Source organism: Rhodococcus olei (assembly GCF_039540555.1).
Taxonomy (GTDB): Bacteria; Actinomycetota; Actinomycetes; order Mycobacteriales; family Mycobacteriaceae; genus Rhodococcus_G; species Rhodococcus_G olei.
In genome coordinates this window covers 600,340-617,496 of sequence record NZ_BAABFB010000029.1, presented here as the reverse complement: position 1 = coordinate 617,496, position 17,157 = coordinate 600,340, and the positions used below count along the sequence as shown (strand labels likewise).

1 protein-coding gene (only partly in view) is annotated in these 17,157 nt (G+C 71.9%); it reads right to left on the bottom strand.

All coding sequences use genetic code 11. From position 1 onward, the window contains the following. Window positions 1-17,157, bottom strand: the 5' portion of a protein-coding gene (locus tag ABD951_RS09305; RefSeq protein ID WP_345343847.1) for a non-ribosomal peptide synthase/polyketide synthase. Its footprint begins 9,876 nt before the window's first position; the window shows 17,157 of its 27,033 coding nt (coding positions 1-17,157); the start codon lies at window positions 17,155-17,157; its stop codon lies off the left edge, out of view.

Genomic DNA, 17,157 nt, shown 5'->3' with positions numbered 1-17,157 from the left:
CAGCCGGCCGCCGTGCGCGAACGCGCCCCACATCTCCCACACCGAGAAGTCGAATGCGGCGGAATGGAACATCGTCCACACGTCGGTGACCCCGAATCCGAACAGCGGCCCGGTGTTCGCCAGCAACGTCACGACGTTGCGGTGCGAGACCTGCACCCCCTTCGGCCGCCCGGTCGATCCCGAGGTGTAGATCACGTACGCCACCGAATCCGGGTGCAGCGGACTGCGGCGGTCCGCGTCGGTCACCGGCAGGGGCGAGCGCCGCGCCGCCGCGGCCACGGTCCCGGGGTCGTCCACGACGACGACCGGGACCCCGTCGAACCGGAGGGTCTGGGCGTCGGCGGCCCTCGTGAGCACGCAGCGCGGTCGCGCATCGCGCAGCACGAAGCTCCGCCGCTCCGCCGGTGAGGTGACGTCCATCGGCAGGTAGCCGGCCCCCGACTTCACCACCGCCAGCAGCGCCACGACCAGCTCGACCGACGGCGTCATGGCCACGGCCACCAGCGTTTCCGCGTCGACGCCCCGCGCCAGCAACAGCCTCGCGAGTCGGTTCGCCCGCTCGTCGAGCTCCCGGTACGTCACCGAACGACCGTCCCAGCGCACCGCGACGGCATCGCCGTCCGCGGCCGAGACCCGATCGAACAGGTCCACCAACGACAGCGACCCGACGTCCTGCCCGGCTCGACACCCGGAGTCCAGCACGAGGGCACGTTCGGGCGCCTGCAGGATGTCGATGTCTCCCACCACGATGGTCGGGTCCCCGGCCACCGCCTCGACGACGCGCACGAGACGTTCGGCGAGACGCACCACCGACACACGATCGAACACGTCGGTCGCGTAGCGGAAGCCCGCGGTCATCCCTGCCGGCAGCCCGTGCTCGTCGACTCGTTCCGCCAGACTCAACTGGAGGTCGAACTTCGCCACGTCGAGGTCGACGTCGAGGGACTCGACGCCGAGGCCGGGCAGGTCGAGGTGAGTCCCGGCGGCGCCGCGGAATTCGAGCAGCACCTGGAACAGGGGGGTGTGCGAGGTGGAGCGCTCGGGTGCGAGGTCGTCCACCAGCCGCTCGAACGGAACGTCCGCATGCGCGAACGCGCCGAGGTCCACCGCGCGCACGTCGTCGAGCACGTCCGCGAACGACGATCCCGCCGCGACCGGGGTGCGGAGCACGAGCGTGTTGACGAACATGCCCACCACGTCGTCGAGTGCGGGGTGTCCCCGGCCCGCGATCGGCGTCCCCACCACCACGTCGCCGGATCCCGACACCCGGGCCAGCAGCACCGCGAACGCCGCGTGCATCACCATGAACAGCGTCGAACTGCGCTGGTGTGCAAGGGCACTCAGGCGGCGATGCGCGGAGGGTGCGAGGTCGAACGTGACGACGGCGCCCTGGACGGACCGGCGCACGGGCCGGGGTCGGTCCAGGGGCAGCGGCAGCACCTGCGGGACGCCGGACAGCGTCCGGGCCCAGTAGCCGAGCTGGTCCGAGAGAATCGACCCGGGCTGCTCCGCGGCGCCGAGAACCTCCCGCTGCCACAGACTGTAGTCGGCGTACTGCACGGGCAGCGGCACCCAGTCCGGGGCCCCGCCCCGCGCGCGTGCGCGGTAGGCGTGCATCAGGTCGCGGGCCAGCGGGGTCGTGGACGAGCCGTCGGCCGCGATGTGGTGCAGGGCGATGGCCAGAACGTGCCGCTCGGGAGCAGGTCGCAGCAGCCGCACCCGGATCGGAAGTTCCTCCGCCACATCGAATCCCCTGCCGAAGAACGCGGTGAGCGCGTCCCGGAGGTCCCGGTCGGCCACCGGAACCGGGTCGATGTCGACGTCGGTGGGCGCGACGATCTCCTGCCGGGGCCCGTCGACGGAACCGGGGAACACGGTCCGCAGCGATTCGTGCCGCGCGATGACGTCGCCGAGTGCCGCCCGCAGCGCCGGCAGGTCGACGGCACCGGTCAGCCGCAGCGCGACCGGAATGTTGTAGGCCGGTGACGAGGTGTCGAACTGGTTGACGAACCACATGCGCTGCTGCGCGAGTGAGAGCGGAAGCCGATCGGGCCGTGTCCTCGCGGCGAGCGCCGGGCCGGGCGTGGCCGTGGTCGGTCTCGGCTCGATCCGGGCGGCCAGGTCGGACACCACCGGCGCGTCGAACAACGTCGCGAGGGCCACGGGTGCGTCCAGCGCACCGCTGATCCGGGCCACGGCCCGGGTCGCGGCGAGCGAGTCGCCGCCACGGGCGAAGAAGTTGTCGTCGGCACCGACGCGATCGACACCGAGGACGTCGGCGAAGGCGTCCGCGACCGCCTTCTCCGCGGCGGTGGCCGGAGCGCGGTAGGCCCGCGCGGTGAGCTCCGGTTCCGGCAACGCCGCCCGGTCGAGTTTGCCGTTCGCGGTCACCGGCAGGTCGTCGAGCACGAGCGCCACCGACGGGACCATGTATCCCGGCAGCACCGTCGCCGCGAAGTCGAGAACGGCCCGCTCGTCCACGACCGCCCGATGCCCGTCCACCCCGCGCTCGGGAACCACGTATGCGGCCAGACGGTCGCCGCCCGGCCCGGACCGGAGCAGCACCACCGCCCGCGCCACGCCCTCGTGGCGCTCGACCACCGCCTCGATCTCCCCCAGCTCGATCCGCTGGCCCCGCAGCTTCACCTGGAAGTCGGTGCGCCCCAGGTACTCCAGCTCGCCGCCGCGGTTCCAGGCGACGAGGTCCCCGGTCCGGTACATCCGCTCCCCCGCTGCACCCCCCGTCGCTCCGCTCGCCCCGTCCGCGAACGGGTTCGCGACGAACCGCTCCGCCGTCAGATCCGCCCGGCCCCGGTACCCGCGCGCCAACTGGGCACCCGCGAGGTACAGCTCCCCCGCCACCCCGACCGGCACCGGGCGCAGCCGCGCATCGAGCACCAGCACCCGGGTGTTCCACACCGGCGTCCCGATCGGCACGGTTGCCCCGTCCGCATTGGTGACCTCGTGGAACGTCACGTCCACCGCCGCCTCGGTCGGCCCGTACAGGTTGTGCAGCTCCGCCCGCGACGCCGCGCGCAGCCGCCCCGCCGTCGCCGGCGCCAGCGCCTCACCGCTGACGAACACCCGGCGCAGCGAATCACACCCGCCCACGTCCGCCCCGGACAGGAACGCCTCCAGCATCGACGGCACGAAGTGCACCGTGGTGACCGCCTGGTCCCGGATCACCCGCTCGAGGTAGGTCGGGTCGCCGTGCCCGCCGGGCTCCGCGAGCGCCAGCCGGGCACCGACCTGCAACGGCCAGAACAGTTCCCACACCGACACGTCGAACGTGACCGGCGTCTTCTGCAACACCACGTCGTCCGCGGTCAGCGGATACTGGTGCTGCATCCACGTCAGCCGGTTCACGATCGCGGCATGTGTCACCACGACACCCTTGGGCCGACCGGTCGACCCGGAGGTGAAGATCACGTACGCCGCGTTCCCCGGCCGCAGCGGCGTCCGCCGCTCCGCGTCGGTGACCGGCGCCGGATCGAACCCGGACACGTCCAGCGCGTCGACCTCGACGACCGGCACCGTTCCCGGCAGCGCGACACCGTCCGCCCTCGTGGTCAGCACACACACCGGGGCCGCCGTCGCCAGCACGAACCCGACCCGGTCGGCCGGCTGCGCCGGATCGACCGGCAGGTACGCCCCACCGGCCGTGATCACCGCGTGGATCGCCACCAGCAGGTCCACCGACCGTGTCATCGCGACGCCCACCGACGACTCCGGACCCACCCCCACCGCAATCAGGTACCGCGCCAACCGATTCACCCGCGCGGCGAAGTCCGCGTAGGACAACGCCTCCGCGCCGCACACCACCGCGACGGCGTCCGGTGTGCGTCCGGCCTGCGCATCGACCGACCCGGCCAGTGTCGTCGCCGGCACCGCGTGCCCCGTCACGTTCCACCGCTCGACGACCAGTTCCCGCTCACCGGGCACGAACAGGTCGACCGCGCCGACCGGGCCGTCCACGTCACCGGCGATCGACCCCAGGATGCGGGCCAGCCGCTCGGCGACGCCCGCGACCGTGTCCCGGTCGACGACGCCCGGCTGGTGGTGCAGGCTCAGCCGCAGGCGGGGTTCGAGGGTCGACAGCACCGTGATCGGATAGTGGGTGGCGTCCCGGGCGTCGAGCCCGGTCACCCGAATCCCGGGGAGGTCGGCGTCCGCGCCCAGCCCGGACGTGTCGACGGGATACGACTCGAACACCGACAGGGTGTCGAACAGAGTGCCCAGCCCCGTCCGCGACTGGATGTCACCGAGCCCGAGGTGATGGTGGTCGAGCAGGGCCGCCTGCTCCGCCTGCAGGCGGACGAGCATCCGTGCGAACGTCTCGTGCGGGTCCACCCGCACCCGGACCGGCACGGTGTTGACGAACAACCCGAGCATGCCCTCGACACCGGGGAGTTGCGGCGGACGGCCCGAGACGGTGGCACCGAAGACGACGTCGTCGCGGGCGAGCAACCGGGACAGCAGCACCCCCCAGGCCGCCTGCACGATCGTGTTGACGGTGACCCCGTGGGTCTCGGCCACGGCGGCGAGGGCGTCGCACACCGGGTCCGGCAGCGGGACGTCGACCTCGCCGGGTACACCGCCGGCCGCCGCGGACGCCCGCGGCGCCAGCAGCGTCGGCTCCTCGAGTCCGTCGAGCGCCTGTTGCCAGGCCCGAGCCGACGTGTCGGTGTCGAGGCCCGCCAGCCACTCCAGGTAGGTGCGGTACGACGGCGGCCCCGCCGGGTCGACGCGACCGGCGTAGCGCCCCAGCAGTTCCCGCACCAGCAGCGGCATCGACCAGCCGTCGAGGACGATGTGGTGATTCGTGATCGCCAGCACGAATCGCTCGGGGCCTCCTCGGGCGGGGCGTCGGGCGGTCGGGGCGGTGCGAATCAGCGTCATCCGCACCAGTGGTGGCGTGTCGAGGTCGAAGCGGGCGATGCGGTCCTCGTCGAGGATGCGGGTGAGTTCCCGGTCCCCGGCCGGCCCGTTCGCGGTCAGATCCACCTCCCGCCACCGCGGCTCGACCGTGTCGAGCACGAGCTGTGCGGGCGCGCCGTCGTCGTCGTGGACGAACGCGGTCCGCAGAGTCGGGTGGTGGGCCAGCAGCCCGGCCGCGGCGGCACGCAACCGCACGGCGTCGACCGCACCCTCGAGATCGATCCGCAGCTGCGCCGTGTACACGTCCACCGCCCGCGCGGCCATGCGGGCGTGGAACAGCAGCCCCTCCTGCAACGGCGACAGCGGCCAGACGTCCTCGAGCCCCGCGAACCGGCTCTCCCACCGTTCGATCTGCCGCTGGCTGACCGGCACCAACGGGACATCGGACGGTGTCAGCCCACCCGCGCCCGGCCGGGACGTGTACGTGGCCAGGGCCTCGAGCGCACGCTGCCACCACTGCGCGAACGCCGCGACCTCGTCTTCGCGGAGCACCCCGGTCGGATAGGCGAACGACGCGCGCAGACGGGGCCCCTCGGGGCCGTCCTCGACGACGGCGTCGATGTCGAGCACGGACACGATCGGCATGTCGGCGTTCCGGGTGCCACCGAGGCCGTGCCGAGCCCCGCCGGCACCGACGCCGTGCCGAGCCCCGCCCGTGCCGTGCTCGCCGGTGGCCACCGGCAGCCAGGCGTCCGTTCCGTCCGTCGTGGTCACGCGCCCCAGATAGTTGAAACTGATTTGCGGGGAACGGAATCGGCGTAGCGACGCCGACGTCTCGTCGTCCAGGTGGCGCAGTATGCCGTAGCCGATCCCGTGATCCGGGATGGCCAGCAGTTGTTCCTTGACGACCTTGACCGCCTGTCCGGCCGCCGGACCTCCAGCCATCGCGTCGTCGACGTCGATCCCGGCCAGGTCCAGCCGCGCCGGGAACAGCGTGGTGAACCAGCCGACGGTGCGGGACAGGTCCGCGCGGCCTTCTCTGGCGAAGCCTCTGGCATCTGTTGCGAGGGCGTGCTCCTCGCGGCCGTGCCCCTCGAGCGTGATCAGGGCGTTCGGCTCGTCGATTCCCCGGTCGCGTCGCCAGGCGATCAGGGCCATCGTCAGCGCGGTGAGCAGCCCGTCTCCGACACGGCCGTGGAACGCGGCCGGAAGCGTGGTGAGCAGGGCGCCGGTCACCCGGGAGGGCACCACGACGGTGACGGTCGCCGCGGTGGCGTCCACGTCGATCGCGGGATCCAGTGGACGCGAACCGATCTGCGGATCCGGGCCGTCGAGGATGCCTTCCCACAGCTCGAGTTCGCCGGTCCGGTGCCGCACCGCGTCACGCAGGCCGTGCGCCCACCGTCGCATCGACGTGCCGACGGCCGGCAGGTCGGGTGTCAGCCCGGCCTGGAGCCTGCCGTACGCCGCCGCGAGATCGGCGACGAGAATGCGCCAGGAGACACCGTCGACCACCAGGTGGTGTGCCACGACCAGCAGGCGCCCGGTGCCGTTCGGGCCGTCGAACCAGACCACCCGCAGCATGTCGGCGGCGGTGGGGTCCAGGTGGCCGGCCGCGGAGTCGAGTTCGGCGGCCGCGCGCGTGGTGAAGTCGGCGCCGTCCACGGTGTCGACCGGAACCCGGCGAACGAGCGCGTCCGCCGGGGCCGCGCCGGGTGGCAGCACGTCCATGTCCCACCGCCCCGCACCGTCCGGGATCAGACGCGCGCGGAGCATGTCGTGCCGGTCCACCACCGCCGAGACGGCCCGGACGAGAATCTCGTGGGTGAGGTCGGCCGGTGCCGCCAGGACCAGCGCCTGCGTGAACCTGTCGAACCGCCCGTCGCTGCACCCGAGCAGCCATGCCGTGGTCGGCGTCAGCGGCATCGGGCCGACGCCGCCGCCCGGCAACTCGTCGAGCGTCACCGCCGGGACGGCGTCGACGCGCGCCACCTCGGCGAGACCGGCGACGGTGCGGCGCTCGAACACGTCCCGGGGCGCGAGGAGCACGCCCGCCGCTTTCGCTCGGGCCACGAGCTGTATCGACATGATGCTGTCGCCGCCGAGGGCGAAGAACGAGTCGTCGACGCCCACCGATTCCAGTCCGAGCACCTGCCCGAACAGTCCCGCCAGGAGGTGTTCGATCTCGGTGCGCGGCGGCCTGCTCCCGTTCGTCGCGGCGGCGAAGTCGGGTGCCGGTAGTGCTGTGCGGTCGAGCTTGCCGTGCACGGTCCGGGGTAGCGACTCGAGTGTCACCAGGGCCACCGGGACCATGTAGGGCGCCAACCGGCGACCGACGAAGTCGAGGACCTCGCGCGGATCGATCGACGCCCCGGGTTCGGGGACGAGGTAGCCGATCAACCGGTGTCCGGCGTCGCCGGTGCTCCGCACGTCGACCACGGCCTGGGCCACACCGTCGTGGGCGCGCAGCGCCGATTCGACCTCACCGAGTTCGATCCGGAATCCTCGGATCTTCACCTGCGAATCGGTGCGCCCGAGGTGGACCAGCCGCCCGCCCTCCGTCCAACGGGCCCGATCGCCGGTGCGGTACATCCGGCTCCCCGGCGGGCCGAACGGATCGGCGACGAAATGTGCGGCGGTCAGCGGGAACTGCCGGTGGTAGCCGCGGGCGAGACCGGGCCCGGCGAGATACAGCTCTCCCGCGACGCCGACCGGCACCGGCTGCAGTCGCGAGTCGAGGACGACCTCCGCGAAGCCGAGCGTGGGCGTGCCGATGGTGACCGGAGCCCCCGGCACCAGTGCACTGCTGACGCTGGACACCACCGTCGCCTCGGTCGGCCCGTACGCATTGAACATCCGCCGGTGGGGTGCCGCCCAGCGAGCGACCAGTTCGGGGGGACACGTCTCCCCGCCGGTGACGACGCACTCGAGATGGGTCAGGCCGGTGGGATCGGCCGATGCCAGTGCCACCGGCGTGACGAAGCAATGCGTGATCCGCTCGGATTCGAGCAACCGGGTCAGCTCGGCGCCGCCGTACACGGTCGGCGGTGCGATCACCATCGTGGCTGCGGCGCCGACGGCCAGCAGCAGCTCGAGCACGGCGGCGTCGAAGCTCGGCGACGCGAAGTGCAGCGTCCTCGATTCGGCCGTCACCCCGAATGTCGCCCGTTCCTGGGCGGCGAAGCCGGACAGCCCACGATGCGTGGTGACCACGCCCTTGGGCGTGCCCGTGGACCCGGAGGTGTAGATCAGATAGGCCGGGTTGTCGACCCGCATCGTCGACAACCGGTCGGTGTCGGCGACCGCGGCCGCCGAGTACGTCGACAGCCGGTCGTCGAAGTCGGGTTCGTCGAGCACCAGCCACGGCACCGCCGTGGGAAGCGGGTCGCCGCGCGCCGCGACCGCCACCCCGCACACGGCACCGGAATCGGTGAGCATGTGGTCGATCCGTGCCGCCGGATGATTCGGGTCCAGCGGAAGGAAGGCGGCCCCCGACTTGGCCACCGCCCAGTCGGCCAGGACGGAGTCGACCGACCGTGGCAGGTACGACGCGACCACGGCTTCCGGGCCGGCGCCGCGCTCGATCAGCATGCGGGCCAGTCGGTTCGAACGATCGTCGAGGTCGCGATAGCTCATCTCGCGACCGTCGAACACCAATGCCACGGCGTCCGGATCGTTCGCGACCGCCGCCGCCAGCAGATCCGGGAGCGTCCGGGGTGTCACCGCGGGGCCGCCTCGCGCCGGGGCCAGTTCGGTGCGTTCCCGGTCGTCGAGGAGGTCGAGGTCGCCGACCGGGGCGGCGGGGTCGGAGACGACCGACTCGAGGATGCGCTGCAGTCGTGTCGCGAACGCCGTGGCGGTGTCCTCGTCGAGGATGTCGGTCGCGTAGCCGAGGCGCGCGGCGATGCCGGCCGGGTTGCCGGCCGAGTCGACGTTCTCGGCCAGCGTCACCTGCAGGTCGAACTCGAGGGTGTCGATCTCGAGGTCGAGGTGCCGGACCCGCAGGTCCGGCAGTTCCAGAGTGGGACGAGCGATGTCCCGGAACTCGAGCATCACCTGGAACAGCGGCGAATACACCGTCGACCGGGTGGGGCGCACGGCGTCCACGACCCGCTCGAACGGGACGTCCGCATGGGTGAAGGCACCCAGATCGGTTTCCCGAGCGCGGTCCAGCACCTCGGCGAACGTGTCCCCTCCGCCGATGCGGGTGCGCAGGACGAGTGTGCCCACGAACATTCCGACCAGCTCGTCGAGCTCCCGCGTGCCGCGGCCGGCGATCGGCGTCCCGACCGCGATGTCGTCCGAACCGCTCAACCGTGCCAACAGGATCGCCAGCGCCGCGTGCATCGTCATGAAGACCGTCGCGCGGTGTTCCCGGGACAGCGCCACCACCGCGGCGTGCAACTCGGCGCCGATCGTGAAGTCGACGTGACCACCTCGGCGCGAGCGCACGGCGGGGCGGGGGCGGTCGGTGGGTATCTCGAGCACGTCGGGTAGATCCGACAGCGTGGCCGTCCAGTAGGCCAGTTGCCTCGACACCGGTGACGTCGCATCGGATTCCGACCCCAGCCAGTCGCGCTGCCACAGCGTGTAGTCGGTGTACTGCACCGGAAGCGGGGACCATTCGGGTGCCGAGCCGTTCACCCGCGACACGTACGCGTCCATGACGTCGCGGGCCAGCGGACCCATCGACCAGCCGTCGGCCGCGATGTGATGCACCACCGCCGCGAGCACATGAACGTCCTCGTCGAGGCGGAGCAGACACGCGCGCACCGGGACCTGCTCCGTCAGGTCGAATCCGGTGGTCAGCACGCGCAGTGCGTGGTCGTGGAGCTCGGCCTCACCCGCCACGTCGATCGGTTCGAGGCCGGGAACCGCGCTCGCCGCGGGCCGGATCACCTGGCGTGGTCCGCCCTCGGCGAGCGGGAAGACGGTGCGCAGGACCTCGTGTCGGTCGATCACGTCCGTCAGTGCCGCCCGCAGGGCGATCGCGTCGACTCGGCCGTCCAGCCGGAACGCGAACGCGACGTTGTACGCGGACGAGGACGTGTCGTACTGGTTGACGAACCACATCCGCTGCTGGGCGGGCGACACGGGGACGGCCGCACCGCGTTGCCTCCGCGTCAGGGGCGGTCGGGTTTCCCGCTCGTCCCCGGACTGCGCCGGCGCCGCCAGCCCCGCCACGGTCGGGGCGTCGAACACGTCACGGATGCCGATCCGGTCCCCGGGCGCGTCCTCGCTCGCGAGCGCAGCGTTGAGGCGCGCCACCAGCCGGGCGGCGAGCAGGGAGTTCCCGCCGAGGGTGAAGAAATCGTCGTGAACACCGACCCGCCGGACCGCGAGCAGGTCGGCGACCTCGGCGGCCACGATCTCCTCGATCGGAGTGCGGGGCGCCACGTGTGCGACCGCGGTGCCCTGGAAGTCGGGCTCGGGGAGCGCTGTCCGGTCCAGCTTGCCGCTCGCCGTCCGCGGCAACTCGTCGAGCACCGTCAGCGTCGACGGCACCATGTACTCGGGCAGGCGCGCGCGCAGCGACGCCGTCAGTGCTTCGAGATCCACCGCCCCGTCCGCGCTCACGAGATACGCGACCAGCGCCTCACCGATCCGGTCGTCGTGGCGCAGCACGGCCACCGCCTGCGCGACCGCGTCGTGCGCGAGCAACGCCGCCTCGATCTCCCCCAGTTCGATCCGCAGACCCCGCAGCTTGACCTGGAAGTCGGTGCGGCCCAGATACTCCAGCTCACCGTCCCGGTTCCAGGCGACCAGATCGCCGGTCCGGTACATCCGCTCGCCGACCGCGAACGGGTTCGCGACGAACCGATCCGACGTCAGATCCACCCGCCCCACGTACCCGCGGGCCAGCTGCACACCAGCCAGATACAACTCACCCGGCACACCCACCGGCACCGGACGCAACCGCGCATCCAACACGAACACCCGCGTGTTCCACACCGGCGCACCGATCGGCACCGACACCTCGTCGGCGACGGTCACCTCGTGGAACGTCACGTCCACGGCCGCCTCCGTCGGGCCGTACAGGTTGTGCAACCGCGCGCCCGGCAACACCTCCCGCAGCGCCGCCGCCGTCGCCGCGGGCAACGCCTCACCCGACGCGAACACCCGCACCAACGACGACAACGCCGGCTCCGCCGAATCCCCCGCCGCGTCGCTCGCCAGAGCAGCCACGAACACCGCCAGCATCGACGGCACGAAATGCGCCGTCGTCACACACTCGCCGGCGATCACCGCGGCCAGATACGCCGGATCCCGATGCCCGTCCGGCACCGCGACCACCAACCGCGCACCCACCTGCAACGGCCAGAACAACTCCCACACCGACACGTCGAACGTCACCGGCGTCTTCTGCAACACCACATCACCGGCGCCCAGCCCGTACTCGGCCTGCATCCACACCAGACGATTCACGATCGCCGCGTGCGACACCGCCACACCCTTCGGACGACCCGTCGACCCCGACGTGAAGATCACGTACGCCGTGTTCTCCGGACGCACCACCGCCGGCCGCTCCGACGCCCCGATCGGAGCACCCGAATACCCGGACACGTCGACCCCGTCCACGAGCAGGACAGACCTGTCCCCCGCCACCTCGACACCGTCTCGCGACGTGGTCAGCACGCACACCGGCGCCGCGGTGTCGAGAATGTGCCCGACCCGCTCGCGCGGCTGGTCCGGGTCCACCGGCACGTACGCACCACCGGCCGTGACCACCGCGTGAATCGCCACCAGCAGATCCACCGACCGCCGCATCGCCACCGCGACCAACGACTCCGGACCGACACCCACCGAGATCAGATGCCGCGCAAGACGGTTCACCCGGGCCCCGAAATCACCGTACGTCACCGACTCACCCTCGAAGGTGAGCGCGACCGCGTCCGGGTTCCCCGTACCGGACTCGAGCATCGACACCAACGTCCCGGCCGGGACGTTCTGGGTGGTGTCGTTCCACCGTTCCACCACGAGCTCACGCTCGTCGACACCGAGCAGACCGATGTCACCGACCGGCGAATCCGGCTCCGCGACGGCCGCCTCGAGTATGCGGACGATCCGTTTCCCGAATCCCTCGACGGTCGACCGGTCGAACACGTCCGACGCGAACGTGAACGCCGCCGAGGCCCCCTGTGCGCCGCCCGCGTCGTCGTAGCGTTCGACGAACGTCAACTGGAGGTCGAATTTGGACACACCGGTGTCGATCGCCACGACCTCCGCCGTGAGTCCCGGCATCTCCAGTCGGGGGTTCTCGGTGTTCACGAACTCCAACATCACCTGGAAGAGCGGCGAATACGCGGCCGCCCGGTCGGCCACGACGGCGTCCACCACGTCCTCGAACGGCACGTCGGTGTGACCGAACGCCGCCAGATCCGTGTCGCGGGCGCCGGCGAGCACCTCGGCGAACGTCGCCGCCGGCTCCACCGTCGTCCGCAGGACGAGCGTGTTCACGAACATCCCGACGAGGGAGTCGAGCGCCTCCTCGCCCCGCCCCGCCACCGGCGTCCCGATCGCGATGTCGGCGGACCCGCTCAACCGAGCCGACAACACGGCGAGCGCCGCGTGCACGACCATGAACATCGTGGCGCCGCGCCGGTGCGCGAGCGCGTGCAGCTCCCGATGCAGTTCCGCGGGAACGGTGAACCGGACGGTGCCACCGCGCAACGAGCGCTCCGCGGGCCTCGGACGATCCAGGGGCAGATCCAGCACGCCGGCGAGCCCGGACAGTGCCGCCTTCCAGTACTCCAGTTGCGCCGCGACGAGACTGTCGGGATCCCGGTCACTGCCCAGGAGTGCACGCTGCCACACGCTGAAGTCGGCGTACTGCACCGGTAGTGGAAGCCAGTCCGGCGTCCGGTGCTGCACCCGAGCGGAGTACGCGGCCGTCAGGTCGTGGGCGAGCGGTGCCAGCGATGACCCGTCCGCCGAGATGTGGTGAACCACCAGCAGGAGAACGTGGTCGTCGGCCCCGATCCGGAACAGGGCCCCGCGGAGGGGCACCTCCGCGCTCACGTCGAACCCCGCGGTGGCCAGTTCGGTCGTCAGAGCGCGCAGTTCGTCCTCGCCGTCGACGTCCCTCGGCGTCAGGTCCGGCACCGCCGACTCCGCAGCCAGGATCTCCTGACGCGGTCCCTCCGCCGACGGCGGATACACGGTGCGAAGCGATTCGTGCCGGTCGACGACGTCGCGTACCGCCGCCCGGAGCGCCTCCTCCCGGAGCGTCCCGGACAGGCGGACCGCCATCGGAATGTTGTACGCCGGTGAGGTGGTGTCGAGTTGATTGACCAGCCACATGCGTTGCTGCGCGGGCGAGAGCGGAACTCGGTCCGGCCGCGCCACCGCCACCAGGTTCGGGTGGCCGGGGCTCCGCGCGTCGGCGCGCTGGATCCGCGCGGCCAACTCCTCCACCGTCGGCGCCTCGAACAGCGTCCGCACGTGCAGGTCCACGGCCAGTGCGGTGTTCACTCGTGCGATCACCCTCGTCGCGCCCAGCGAATGTCCGCCGAGGTCGAAGAAGTTGTCGCGGCGACCGATTCGCTCCACACCCAGGACGTCGCCGAACACCTCCGCGACCAGCTGCTGCACCGGATCCGCCGGAGCCCGATACGCGCCGGCCGACCGGAACTCCGGGGACGGCAACGCCCGACGATCGACCTTCCCCGCCGGTGTCGTCGGCAGCTCGTCCAGAACGACGACCGCGGACGGCACCAGGTACGCCGGCAACCGGGCGACGGCGTGCTCGATCACCTCGGCGGACGTGAGCCGCTGCCCGACCCCGGGCACGACGTAGGACACGAGCACCGGCTCGCCGGACGGGGCCGTGCGCATCGTGGTCACCGCGGTCCGGACGCGCGGATGGGCGTGCAGGACCGCGTCGATCTCGCCTGGCTCGATCCGGAAGCCGCGGACCTTCACCTGGAAGTCGCTGCGGCCCAGGTACTCCAGTGTGCGGTCGGATCGCCAGCGGACCACGTCGCCGGTTCGGTACATCCGGTCGCCGGGCCCGCCGAAGGGATCGGCCACGAACCGTTCGGCCGTCAACCCCGGATTGCCGTGATACCCGCGTGCCAGGGCGTCCCCGGCGAGATACAGCTCCCCGGCGACGCCGGCCGGTACCGGATTCAGCCGGGCGTCGAGGACGACCTCGTGGAATCCGCGAAGTGGACCGCCCAGGGTGACGGCCCCGCCGGGCGCGATCGGTGCACTGATGTTCGACGCGACGGTCGCCTCGGTCGGCCCGTACGCGTTGCAGAGTCGGCGGCCGTCTTCTCCGGCGGTCGGGACGTGCGGAGCAGCCCACCGCTCGACCAGGTCCGGCGGACACGCCTCGCCGCCGACCACCACGACGCGGAGATCGGTGAGCCCGCCCGGGTCCACCGAGCCGAGCGCCGCGGTGGCGACGAACGCGTGGGTGACCCGCTCCGGCTTCAGGAGCCGGGACAGTTCCTCCCCGCCGTAGACGCCGGCCGGGGCGATCACCATCGTTGCGGCGGCCCCGAACGCCAGCAGGTACTCCAGGATCGACGCGTCGAAGCTCGGCGTCGAGAAGTGCAGGGTCCGTGACCCTCTCGTCGTTCCGAAGCGGGAACGCTGCTCCTCGGCGAGGCTGCCGAGGCCGCGGTGGGTGACCACGACCCCCTTCGGCCGACCCGTGGAGCCGGAGGTGTAGATCACGTAGGCCGGATTGTCCCGGCGCAGGGGCCGGACCCGCTCGCCGTCGGTGAGGGCGGACGCCGACGGACTGTCACCGCGGCGCCGGAGGTCGTCGTCGAGGACCAGCCACGGAATCGAATCCGGCAGCCGCGGACGCTCGGCGGACACCGTCAGCCCCAGGACGGATCCGGAATCGGCCAGCATGTGCGCGATACGCTCGGCCGGATAGTTCGGGTCGACCGGAACGAAGGCCGCACCCGACTTGGCCACCGCCAGCATCGACACGACCGACTCGATCGAGCGCGTGATGCCCAGCGCCACGGTGTTCTCCGGTCCGATGCCGCGGTCGACCAGCATGCGGGCCAGCCGATTCGTGCGCTCGTCCAGTGTGCGATAGGTCATCTCGACGTCGCGCCACGCGAGTGCGACACCATCGGGATTCGCGCGGACCGCCAGGTCGAACAGTTCGGGCAGAGTGCGGTCCGGTTGTCCGGGCGCGCCGGCCACCGGGACGAGGTCGGCTCGCTCGGCCTCCGAGAGAAGGTCGATCTCGCCGACGCCGATGCCCGGGTCGAGGGTGACGGTCGTGACGATCCGCCGGAAGCGCTCGCCCATGCTGCGCACGGTCGCGGAATCGAACAGGTCGGTGGCGAACCCGAGAGCCGCCGCGATGCCCGCCGGGTGGCCGTCGACGTCGAACGTCTCCACGGCGGTCGCCCGGAGGTCGAATCGGCCGAGCCCGGACGGCGCCGTGCTCGGGCCGACCCCGTCCGCGTCCGGGCACTCGAACAGCACCTGGACGATCGGGGCGAATGCGGGGGAATCACCGACCCGGAGCGTCCGGCTCAACTGCTCGAACGGGACGTCGCTGTGTTCGAACGCCTCCCCGTCGGCGCGGCGAACATGGTCGAGGAGTTCCGTGAAGGACATGTCCGGTTCGACGCGGGTGCGCAGCACGACGAGGTTCCTGGCGCCACCGGGGGCCGTGCGGTCCTCGACCGCGACCGGCGTCCCGACCGCGACGTCCGCGGTGTTCCCGAGGCGACTCATCAGGATGACGAACGCGGCGTGCAGCACCGCGAAGCGGTCCGTGCCGTGCCCGGCCGCCAGCGCGACCACGCGGCGATGGGTGTCCGCACCGATCGCGAGCTCGACCCGGCCCGCCCGCAGTGACTGTCTCGCGGGTCGGCCCCGGTCGGACGGCAGCGTCACCAGGTCGGGCAGCCCCGACAGCCGTTCGCTCCAGTACGCGAGCCGGCGGGCCCGGACGCGTCGGCGCTCGCCTTCGCGGGCGCTGGTCCGGTGGATCGTCGCGAGCACGGCGCGCGGGTCCGCGGCGACGAACTCCTCCAGCAGTTCGACGAAACGCCGGTGCTGCCCGCGCAGCGCGGCGCCCTCGTAGCGGTGCGGATTGGCCCGGAAGTCGACGACGAGCTCGGGGCCACTCGGGTACACGTTGACCAGGAGATCCTCCACCGGGCCGGATGTGAGGATGTGGAAGTCGCCGACCACGGAGCCGAGCCGAATGTCCTGGTGGAAGCGCATGACGTTGACCATCGGTCCGGCGAGCGCCGCACTGCGGTCCGCACCCAGGTCGCGGCTGATGTCGTCGAGTCCGCACCGCTGATGGCGCAACGCCCCGACCAGCTCGCGCTGGACGCGCGCCACCAGGTCCGCGACGGTGTCCTTCTCGTCGACCGAGATGGACAGCGGCGCAACCGTGACCATCATGCCGCCCGCATCGCGCAGCACCGACGTCGTCCGTCCCGACATCGGAACCTGCACGAGCACGGTGGTTTTCGCCGTGACACGGGACAGGTGGCAGGCGAACGCGGCGATGATCGCGGCCGCGGCGGCCCCCGTCCCGCCGCGACGGAGTCCGGCGACGGCCGCCTCCGACAACGGGGCGCTCTCGACCGTGCTCCCGGCGACTGCGGGCGCGGGGGTCGGGTCCTCGGCCAGGGTCGACCCCTCGACGCCCTCGGCGCGACCCGCCCAGTACTCCCGGTCCGCCGCGAACCGGTCCGAGGATCGGTAGCGGGCGTCGATGTCGTACAGCTCGTGCACGGTCGCAGCCCGGGGCGGATCGGGTTCGCGACCGGCCATCGCGGCCGTGTACCGGTGCGCGATGCGGTTGATGATCGTCATGGCGCCGTGACCGTCGAGCGCGACGTGGTGAATGCGGCTGTACCACAGGTGATGTGACTCCCCGACGCGCAGGATCGAGGTCTCGACCAGCGGATCGACGGCGAGGTCGAGCGGGGTCCGGTAGTCCCGCTGCATCCACTCGTGCGCGGCCGCGACCGGGTCGTCGGCGGCACGGAAGTCGATGACGGGCAGGGGAAGGTCGGTCGCGAGATCGACGTACTGGAGCGGCTCGCCGTTCTCCTCGACCACCCTGAGCAGCGGCGACTGGAACTCGCGCGCGACCACACCGGTTTCCCGTCGCAACACGTCGACGTCGACGTCGCCGCGCAACTCCACGTACTGCGCGATCGAGATCGGTACCGCAGGCCGGCGTTGCTGCGCGAACCAGGTCGCCCGCTGCGCCGAGGACAGCGGGAAGCGCACGCCCGCAGAGGTGTCGGTGGCGCGGTCCGGGATGTCGGCCGGCGTCAC